9 protein-coding genes are annotated in these 9,454 nt (G+C 73.0%); 4 read left to right on the top strand and 5 right to left on the bottom strand.

Going from position 1 to position 9,454, the window contains the following annotated elements; all coding sequences use genetic code 11:
- Window positions 1–104: 104 nt before the first annotated feature.
- Together ABD644_RS22605 and ABD644_RS22600 are read right to left on the bottom strand one after the other, a co-directional pair.
- Window positions 105–503, bottom strand: coding sequence for a helix-turn-helix transcriptional regulator (locus ABD644_RS22605; protein WP_344691622.1), 399 nt, complete (start codon window positions 501–503; stop codon window positions 105–107).
- 54 nt (window positions 504–557) lie between these two features.
- Window positions 558–1,283 carry a hypothetical protein gene (locus ABD644_RS22600; protein ID WP_344691619.1) on the bottom strand — a complete coding sequence of 242 codons (726 nt, stop codon included), beginning with the start codon at window positions 1,281–1,283 and terminating at the stop codon, window positions 558–560.
- A 170-nt stretch (window positions 1,284–1,453) separates the two neighbouring features.
- On the opposite strand from ABD644_RS22600, the gene ABD644_RS22595 reads away from it, so the two are divergent.
- The 3 genes from ABD644_RS22595 to ABD644_RS22585 all read left to right on the top strand — a co-directional run bounded on the left by ABD644_RS22595 (window position 1,454) and on the right by ABD644_RS22585 (window position 5,187).
- Window positions 1,454–2,395 carry a universal stress protein gene (locus ABD644_RS22595; protein WP_344691617.1) on the top strand — a complete coding sequence of 314 codons (942 nt, stop codon included), beginning with the start codon at window positions 1,454–1,456 and terminating at the stop codon, window positions 2,393–2,395.
- A 134-nt stretch (window positions 2,396–2,529) separates the two neighbouring features.
- The gene (locus ABD644_RS22590) at window positions 2,530–3,861 is read left to right on the top strand and encodes a S1C family serine protease (RefSeq protein ID WP_344691615.1); all 1,332 of its coding nucleotides are present in this window, start codon (window positions 2,530–2,532) and stop codon (window positions 3,859–3,861) included.
- 45 nt (window positions 3,862–3,906) lie between these two features.
- The gene (locus tag ABD644_RS22585; protein WP_344691612.1) at window positions 3,907–5,187 is read left to right on the top strand and encodes a DUF445 domain-containing protein; all 1,281 of its coding nucleotides are present in this window, start codon (window positions 3,907–3,909) and stop codon (window positions 5,185–5,187) included.
- 4 nt (window positions 5,188–5,191) lie between these two features.
- Here the strand turns inward: ABD644_RS22585 and ABD644_RS22580 are convergent, their stop codons facing one another.
- The 3 genes from ABD644_RS22580 to ABD644_RS22570 all read right to left on the bottom strand — a co-directional run bounded on the left by ABD644_RS22580 (window position 5,192) and on the right by ABD644_RS22570 (window position 8,355).
- Window positions 5,192–6,232, bottom strand: a complete 1,041-nt coding sequence (locus ABD644_RS22580) for a zinc-dependent dehydrogenase (RefSeq protein ID WP_344691611.1) — start codon at window positions 6,230–6,232, stop codon at window positions 5,192–5,194.
- A 64-nt stretch (window positions 6,233–6,296) separates the two neighbouring features.
- Window positions 6,297–6,734 (bottom strand): PTS mannitol transporter subunit IIA, encoded by a 438-nt coding sequence (locus tag ABD644_RS22575; RefSeq protein WP_344691609.1) that lies wholly within the window; start codon window positions 6,732–6,734, stop codon window positions 6,297–6,299.
- 79 nt (window positions 6,735–6,813) lie between these two features.
- Window positions 6,814–8,355, bottom strand: a complete 1,542-nt coding sequence (locus tag ABD644_RS22570; protein ID WP_344691607.1) for a PTS mannitol transporter subunit IIBC — start codon at window positions 8,353–8,355, stop codon at window positions 6,814–6,816.
- Window positions 8,356–8,566: 211 nt separating this feature from the next.
- Here ABD644_RS22570 and ABD644_RS22565 point away from each other — a divergent pair, with 211 nt between their 5' ends.
- Entirely contained in the window at window positions 8,567–9,334 is a 768-nt protein-coding gene (locus ABD644_RS22565) for a DeoR/GlpR family DNA-binding transcription regulator (protein ID WP_344691603.1), read from the top strand.
- Window positions 9,335–9,454: the final 120 nt, after the last annotated feature.

The raw sequence follows: 9,454 nt of genomic DNA, 5'->3' as shown, positions 1-9,454 counted from the left end.
CCTATCACCGCCGCCGGCGGCAACGCCGACTCGGCCGACTCACGCCGGTCGAATACGAGACACTCACCCACGCCGCAGTCGCGGCCTAACCCCAACCCGACGAGTCAACCGAAGTCGGGGCAGTCCCACGGGATCCCGGCCGTCCCGTCGACCGCGAGGCGCCGGTAGGTGCTCGGCGGCATGCCGACCAGCTCGGCGAAGCGGGTGCTGAAGGTGCCCAGCGACGAGCAGCCGACGGCGAAGCAGACCTCGGTGACGTTGAGGTCGCCACGGCGCAGCAGCGCCATCGCGCGCTCGATGCGCCGGGTCATGAGGTAGCTGTACGGGGACTCGCCGTAGGCCCGCCGGAACGCGCGGCTGAGGTGCCCGGCCGACATGTGCGCGCCGCGGGCCAGCGCCTCGACGTCCAGGGGCTGCGCGTACTCCCGGTCGATCCGGTCGCGGACCCGGCGCAGCCGCGCGAGGTCGCGCAGGTGCTGGTCCGCGGGGCCCCGGCCGGTCACGTGCGAGATGGTGCCCCATCGCGCGGGCCGGCAGTCGAGCGCCGACCTCCGGCCTCAGGCCGCCTCGGTGTCGGCGGCCGGTCCCCCGCGCACGAACTGCGCCGGATCGCTGCCCGGCTCCGGCCCTCCCGCCATCCAGCGGGTGAAACCGGCCGGGTCTCGCCGCTCCAGCTCGTCGAGGGCCGCCTCGCGGCGCTCGACGATCGCCCGTCGCACCTCCGGCGCGAGCCGCCCGGCCAGCGCAGCGGTCGTGTGCACCCACTCGTCACCGAGCGCCGCCGTGCTCAGACCGGCCACCGGCGGCAGCAGCCACGACACGGAGGCCGCCGAGTCGGGACCCGCGGCAGCGCGTGCGCCATGACCGGCGGGCGCGCTCCGCAGCTGCGGGTCGATCACCGCCTCGCCGCCCGACCGGGAGGCCGCGGCCCGCTCACCGCGGCGGGTCCGGAACCAGACGCGGCCCAGCCAGACCGCCGCCACCGCCAGCAGGAGCAGCGCGACCCCCGCCCCACCGGCGAGGGCCGCCGTCCCGGACACCACCAGGAGCACGCCGACGGTCGCCGCCGTCGCGATGGCGGCGGCCTCGACCGTCCGGCGGAAGGAGTGCCCCGGTGCGTCCCGGGCGATCGCCGCGGCGGTCAGGCCCGCGAGGAGACCGGCCACGCCCACGGCGACGACACCGGGGGGACGCAGCGCGAGACCGCCGACGGCCGCCACCACGCCGGCCGCGAGGATCGCGGCGACCGCCAGGACACGGACGAAGGGACCGGGCACCGGCATACCCCCAGGGGAATCGAGTTCCGCACCAGCCAACGAGGGCCCACTACCCGCTGACGGCCCGGCCTGCACACGCAGTTGCCGATCTGCTCGGACGCACACGGGTCTTCCCTCCCGGCACCCGGGCGAGGACGCTCGAAGGGCCGGACCGAACCACTCCCCGGAGGTGCGCAGTGTCGACCTCGGCCCCCTTCGCCCCGTCGGATCGCACCGACGACGACTCCGGCGGCGGTGCCGCCCCGGAGCCGCGAGCGCCCGGCGACGACGAACCCGCAGGCCGGGACGTCGTCGTCGGCGTCGACGGGAGCGAGGTCGCACTGGGCGCCGTCCGCTGGGCCGCTCGCGAGGCCGCCCGACGGGGCACCGGCCTGCGGATCGTGCACGCCGCCACGTATCTCGGCCGCAAGGTGGCCGCGGGGATGCCGTCGCCGGAACTCCCGCACGCGCGCCGGATCGCCGCGCAGGCCTACACCGTGGCCCGCCACACCGAGCACGACCTGGCCGCCACGACCGAGGTGGTGCCGGCCGAGCCGATCGCCGCGCTGATGCGCGCCGCGGCCGGCAGCGAGCTCGTCGTCCTCGGCAGCTCGACGACGGGCGCGGCCGACGAGATGGTGCTCGCGCCCATCGCGCTGCGGATGGCGGCCCGCGCGACGCGGCCCGTCGTCGTCGTCCCCCGGCTGCGGGGCAGCATCGAGGGCCGGCCCGTGGTCGCGGTGCTCGGCATCGGGGACGCCGACGACGACGCCGCCGTCGCGGAGTTCGCCGCGGCCGCCGCGGAGCGGGCCGGAGTGGGGGTGTCGATCCTGCAGACCCGCGCCCCCGAGCGCGCCCTCGCCTCGTGGGCCGACGACCTGGAGACGTGGCGCGAGCGGTTCCCCTCCCTGTCGGTCGAGCGCTCGGCGCTGCCGGGCGCGAGCGCCGGCGACGTGCTGTCGGCGGCCTGTCCCTCCCCGTTGCTCGTCATGAGCACGGGCCAGGGCACCCTGCTGCACCGGTCCCTCGACGGGCCGCACCGGTGGCTCATGCGGCACTGCACCTCGCCGATGGCACTCATCCCGCAGGTCCACCGCGCCGACCGGGAGCCGCGCGAGGAGATCGTCGCCCTCGGCTGACGCGCACCGCGCGCCGTCCGTGCGGTGGCACGTCCAGCAACCTCACAGCATGTCCTCAGCGATGCGGCAGCGGTCCGTCGCACAGTGGTGTCGACGCACCGGCCGGAGGGCTGGCGCGAGGGAGGACGCGAACCATGAGCGAGAACGGGCACCCCGGCACCCCCGGAGCCACGGACGAGAAGTACCCGCACCCGACCGACCAGCCGGGCGGATCTGCCCTGACGACGGCCGGCGACCCCTGGGCCGCGCCGCTGCCGACCTCCCCGCAGTCCCCGCCGCCGTCCCCGCCCGCGCAGCCGGTCTGGGGGCCACCGACGCAGCCACCGGTCGCGCCGCCGCCTCCCCCCGGCCCGCCGTCGGGCCCCCGCCGGTCGGGACGCCTGCGCATCGGCCTCGCCGGCCTGGTGGCGGGCGCCCTCATCGGCGGCGGGGCCGGTGCCGGCACGGTGGCGTTGCTCGACGAGCCGGCGAGCAGCGGTTCGGGCACGTCGACGGCGCAGAACGTGACCATCCAGAACCCGCAGACGGCCACCACGGCCACGGCGGCCGCGGCCAAGGCGGCACCCAGCGTGGTCACGGTCTACGTGCAGAGCGGCTCGTCCTCCGGCAGCGGATCGGGCGTCGTCCTGTCCGCCGACGGCTACGTGCTCACCAACAACCACGTCGTCACGCTCGACAGCGGCAGCACCGGGGACGTGCAGGTCCGCACTTCCGACGGCACCGTCTACGACGCCGAGGTGATCGGCACCGACCCGTCGTCCGACCTCGCCGTGATCAAGCTCGACGGGGCGCAGGGCCTCACCCCGGCGACCTTCGCCGACTCCGACGAGGTCCAGGTCGGTGACGTCGCCGTCGCGATCGGCGCCCCGCTCGGCCTGTCGAACACCGTCACCGACGGGATCATCAGCGCCACCGACCGCGCTGTCGCCACCGGCTCGACGCAGGACGACACGACGGTCATCGACGCCCTGCAGACCGACGCGGCGATCAACCCCGGCAACTCCGGCGGCGCGCTGGTCAACGGCGCCGGCGAGGTCATCGGGATCAACACCGCGATCGCCACCGTCGCCTCGGGTACCCCGGACACGCAGTCGCAGAGCGGGAACATCGGGGTCGGCTTCGCGATCCCGAGCAACTCCGCCAGCCGCATCGCCCAGCAGATCATCGAGAACGGGTCGGCCACCCGGGCGTTCCTCGGGGTGAGCGCCCGCACGGCGGCGGAGAACGAGAACGCCGAGATCGGCACCGGTGCGCAGATCGTGTCGGTCGAGTCGGGCAGCGCCGCCGAGCGGGCCGGCCTCGGCGAGGGCGACGTCGTCACCGCCGTCGGCGACCGCCCCGTGACCACCTCCACCGAGCTGACCGCCGCCATCCGCAGCTCGGCACCCGGCGACACCGTGGCGCTGACCATCCGCCGGGGCGGCGGGACGACGACCGTCGAGGTGACGCTCGGCGAGACCGGCTGACACTGCGGGACGCGGCCGTGGGGCGGGGTGCCTAGGCTCGACCGGGTGCCCGCCCTCCGCCCGACCGCGCCCCTGGCCGCGTCGCTCGACGACCCGCAGCGCGCGGCCGACCTGGCGAGGATGAAGCGGCTGGCGACCGGCCTCTTCGTCCTCGCCGCCGCCGTCTTCCTGGCCTGCGTCCTCCTGGACGACGGCGCCGGCGCATGGGTGGGCTACGTCCGCGCCACCGCCGAGGCCTCGATGGTCGGCGCGCTGGCCGACTGGTTCGCCGTCACCGCGCTGTTCCGGCACCCGATGCGGCTGCCGATCCCGCACACCGCGATCATCCCGCGCAAGAAGGACCAGATCGGCGCGAGCCTGGGCTCGTTCGTGCAGGAGAACTTCCTGACCCGGTCGGTGGTCGAGGAGAAGCTCACCACCATCGACGTCCCCGGACGGCTCGGTGGCTTCCTCGCCGCCCCGGGCCGGGCCGAGCGGCTGGCCGGCGACGCGGCCGCCGTGGTCACGGCCCTCACCGAGCTGCTGCGCGACGAGGACCTCGAGCCTGCGGTGGCGGCGCTGGTCGACCGCAAGCTGCACCAGACCCCCGCGGCGCCCGCCCTGGCCCGGGTGCTGGAGCTCGTCGTCGAGGGCGACCGGCACCAGGAGGTGCTCTCGGCCGCGCTGCGCCTGCTCGCCCGCTTCCTGGAGGACAACCGGGTCGTCTTCCGCGCCCAGCTCGGCGACGCCTCCCCGGCCTGGGTGCCCGACTGGGTCGACGACCGTGTCTTCGACCGGGTGTTCGCCGGCGTGCAGACCTTCCTCGACGAGGTCGGGCGGGACGAGCGGCACGAGCTGCGCCGCGCCTACGACGCCCGGATCCACGCCTACGTGCACGCGCTGCGCACCGACCCGGCGTCGGCGGCCCGCATCGAGGAGCTGAAGAAGGAGATCCTCGAACACCCCGCCGTCCGCACCTGGTCGGGCTCGCTGTGGACCAACGCCAAGAACGCGGTCCTGCTGGCCGCCGCCGACCCGGCGTCGGAGCTGCGCACCCGGCTGACCGGCCTGATCCTCGACGGCGCCCGCCTGCTGCGCACCGACCCGACCACCCGGGAGCTGGTGCAGCGGCACAGCCACGGGATCGCCGGCTACCTGGTCGAACGGTTCTCCGGCGACGTCGCCGAACTGGTGAGCAGCACCGTCGCCCGGTGGGACACCGAGGAGACCAGCCGCCGCATCGAGCTGCAGGTCGGCCGCGACCTGCAGTGGATCCGGGTCAACGGCACCGTCGTCGGCGGGCTGGCCGGACTCATCATCTACACGGTCGCCCAGCTGCTCGGCTAACCGGTCACGGCTCGATGGTCACCTTGATGGCCTCGCCCTTGGCGACGACGTCGAAGGCGTCCAGCGCCCGCTCCAGCGGCAGCCGGGCGGTGATCAGGTCTTTGACCGGCACCTTCCCGGAGGCGATGTACTCCAGCGCCCGCTTGTTGTGCTCGGGCGCGGAGCCGTTCGCGCCCATGATCATCAGCTCCCGGTAGTGCACCAGGTTGGAGTCGCACTGGATGTACGGGTTCGTCTTCGGCAGGCCGCCGAAGAACGAGATCCGCCCCCGCCGCGCCGCCATGCCGATCGCCTGCTCCTGCGCGATGTTCGCCGCCGTCGCCGTGATGACGACATCGGCACCGCGGCCGCCGGTGAGCTCCTTGACCCGCTCGACGACGTCGACCTCGCTGCCGTTGATGACCTCGTCGGGCTGCACCGCATCGGCCGACATCTTCAGCCTCTCGGCGTTGACGTCGATGAGGAACACCCGGCTCGCACCGTTGGCCCGCGCCAGCCGGATGTGGATGCAGCCGATCGGACCGGCGCCGAAGACGACGACCGTGTCCCCCTCCCCCACGGAGATCAGCTCCTGCGCGTTGATGGCGCAGGCGAACGGCTCGGCGACCGACGCCTCGTCGAAGCCGATGCTGTCGGGGATCCGGTTGAGACCGTCGACCTTGAGCACCTGCCGGGGCACGATCAGGTACTCGGCGAACCCGCCCTCGTACTGGTAGCCGACCGACGTCTGGTTCTCGCAGACCGCCATCCAGCCCTTGCGGCACTCGTAGCACTCCCCGCAGGGGACCGCGGCGATCACCTGGGCGCGGTCGCCGACGGCCCAGCCGCTGACGTCGGCCCCGACCTCGACCACCTCGCCGGCGACCTCGTGGCCCATGGTCCGCGGCGGGCTGATGTTCTGGTGCCCGTTGTTGAAGATCTTCACGTCGGTGCCGCACGTGGAGCAGTTGCGGACCCGCAGCTTGACCTCGTCGGGCCCGCATTCGGGCTCGGGAACGTCCTCCAACCGGACGTCCTTCGGCGCGTAGAAGCGCAGTGCCTTCATGGTGGCCTCCTCTTCCCCCGGCCGAGGTGGCTCGAGGATCTCGCGGTCAGGGTGGGTGCTGCGTTCAGTCCTCGTTGACCGCCTGGAGCAGCTGGTAGAGCTCGTCGGCCGACCGCGCGGCGAGCAGCTTGTCGACCTCGTCGGTGTCGGAGAAGACGATCGCGATCTTCCCGAGGATCTCCAGGTGGCCGTTCTCGACCCCGGCGATCCCGACGGCGAAGCGCACCTCGTTGCCGTTCCAGTCGATCGGCTCGTCGTAGCGGACCACGGAGATCGCCGACCGCGCGATGGCGTCCTTCGCCTCGTTCGTGCCGTGCGGGATGGCGAGCAAGTTGCCCATGTAGGTCGACACCGACTTCTCGCGCTCGAACATCGCGTCCACGTACGCCGGGCTCACGGCCCCGGCGTCGACCAGGAGCTGCCCGGCCTCGCGGATCGCCTCGTCCTTGCTCCGTGCCTCGCCGGGGACCTTGATGTGGGACAGGGTCAGGACGTCGCTCATGGGGCTCCCTGGATGCGCTGCGGTCTGGGCGTGGTGCGGCCGACCGGCACCCGGATTCCGGTGCCGGCCGGCCTGTCGGTCAGCGCGAGGACGGTGCGCCCTGCGCGTTGGTCCGCTTCAGCTCCTCGACGATCGCGTCGTACTGCGGGCTGTTCATGAAGTTGTCGACCGACACGTGCTGCGCCGACGGGGACATCGTCCGCGCGCGCGGGGTGAGGTCCTGGTGCGTCACGATCACGTCGACGTCGTCGGTCAGGTTGGCGATCGCCACGTTCTGCACGTCCACGTCGGTGAATCCGGCCTTCTTGATCTTGTTGCGGAGCACCGAGGCGCCCATCGCACTGGACCCCATGCCGGCGTCGCAGGCGAAGACGATGCGGTGGATCGGGCCGCGGCGCGGCTGCTCGGGGTGCACCACGCCCGCGGCCTCCAGCTCGTCCTCGACCGCCTCCTCGGTGGCGCTGAGGTAGCCGGCGACCGAGCTCTGCTTGCCCTTCATGGCCTCCATCTCGGCGGTCGCCTCGGCCAGGTCGCCGCCCCTCTTGCGGTCCAGCTTCAGCAGGACCGAGCAGATGAGGAACGAGGTCGCGGCGGCGAGGACCACGGACAGGACGACGCCCACGAAGCTGCCGCCCGGGGTCTGCGCCAGGACCGCGATGATCGAGCCCGGCGCGGCCGGCGCCCGGAGGCCGGCGTCGAAGATCACCAGGGTGCCGATGCCCACCATGCCGCCGGCGATGGTGCCGAGCAGCAGGATCGGCTTCATCAGCACGAACGGGAAGTAGATCTCGTGGATGCCGCCGAAGAAGTGGATGACCGCGGCCGCCGGGGCGGTGCTGCGGGCCATCCCCCGGCCGAACAGCATGTAGGCGAGCAGGACGCCCAGGCCGGGGCCGGGGTTGGCCTCCAGCAGGAACAGGATCGACTGGCCGGTCTCGGCGGCCTGTTGCACGCCCAGCGGGGTCAGCACGCCGTGGTTGATCGCGTTGTTGAGGAACAACACCTTGGCCGGCTCGATGAGGATGCTGGCGACGGGCAGCACGCCGTTGTCGACGAGCCAGTCCACCCCGTTGCCCAGGGCCCGCGCGACGGCGTCCACGACCGGGCCGAAGGCGAAGAAGCCCGCGACGGCGAGCCCCGCCGCGACGATGCCGGCGGAGAAGTTGTTCACGAGCATCTCGAAGCCGGGCTTGATCTTGCCGTCCCAGAGCTTGTCGATCTGCTTCATCACCCACGCGGCGAGCGGGGCCATGATCAGCGCGCCCAGGAACATCGGCTGGTCGGTGCTGACGATGACGCCCATCGTCGCGACCACCGCGACCACGGCGCCGCGGACGCCGTAGACCATCCGCCCGCCCTGCGCCGCGATGAGCAGCGGGAGCATGAACCGGATCATCGGGCCGACCAGGCCGATGTTGGGCTCGCCGGCGTCGTTCTCGCCGAACCCGCCGAGGCCACCGACGGGGAACGGCCCGTCGGCGATGAACAGCGCCGTGATGATGCCCCAGGCGATGAAGGCGGCGATGTTCGGCATGATCATCCCGGAGAGGAAGGTGCCGAACTTCTGCACCGCGACCCTGGCGCCGGACTGCCCCGCAGGTGCTGCTGTGGATGCGCTCACTGGATTTCCTCCCGAGGGACGGATGGACCATCAGCTCGCCCGAGCGGCACTCACCAGTCGGAGTGGCGGGTGTCGACGAATCGCGGCGGGACTGTGACCAGCGTCACGGAGAGCGCTAGAGTTGTCAACAGGGTCCAACAGGAATCAACAGAAATGCTCTATCAGTCCACACGGCCGGGCGTCGGCCGGTCAGTGCTCGGAAGGTGATCCGGTGTATCCCGAGGAACGGCAGAACGCGATCGCGCAGCTGGTGGGTCAGCGCGGGCGGCTGAGCGTCACCGCGGCAGCCGAGCAGTTCCGGGTCACCACCGAGACCGTCCGGCGGGATCTCGCCGTCCTCGAGCGGGCCGGCATGCTCCGCCGCGTGCACGGCGGTGCCGTGCCGGTCAACGCGGTGGCCCTGGTCGAGCTCGGCCTCGGCGAGCGGACCGGCCGGCTGGCCGAGCAGAAGGCCAGGATCGCCGCCGCGGCGCTGGACTTCCTGCCCGGCACGAACGGCAGCATCATCCTCGACGGCGGGACCACGACGGCCGCCCTGGCCGAGCTGCTGCCGACCGACCGACGGCTCCTGGTCGTGACCAACGCCGTGCCGATCGCCGCGCGCCTGGCGAACGCGCCCGGCCTCACCCTGCAGATGCTGGGCGGCCGCGTGCGCGGGGTGACGCAGTGCGCCGTCGGCGACTCCGCCGTCCGCAAGCTGGCCGATCTCCGCGTCGACGTGGCCTTCCTCGGCACCAACGGCATCACCACCGGCCACGGGTTCACGACGCCCGACGAGGAGGAGGCCCTGGTCAAGCGCGCGATGGTGAGCGCCGGTCAGCGCGTGATCGTGCTCGCCGACTCCAGCAAGCTCTGCCACGAGACGATGGTGCGGTTCGCCGCGCCCGACGCCGTCGACGTGCTCATCACCGACGACGGCGCCGACCCGGACGTGATCGCGGACCTCGAGAAGACGGGGATCGAGGTCGTCGTCGCCTAATGGGGCTTACCGGGCCCGCCGGTCTCTGGCAGGTTCGGCGCCGGTAGCGGCCGGTGGGTCAGCACTCTCGCCGCCTGGAACGGGTTGGATTCCTAGGGTCAGATCGTGCGCCCACCGGTC

The organism is Blastococcus jejuensis, from assembly GCF_039534705.1.
Lineage (GTDB): Bacteria > Actinomycetota > Actinomycetes > Mycobacteriales > Geodermatophilaceae > Blastococcus_B > Blastococcus_B jejuensis.
Note: the sequence above shows the minus strand (reverse complement) of the source record. Positions and strands in the feature narration are given on the sequence as shown.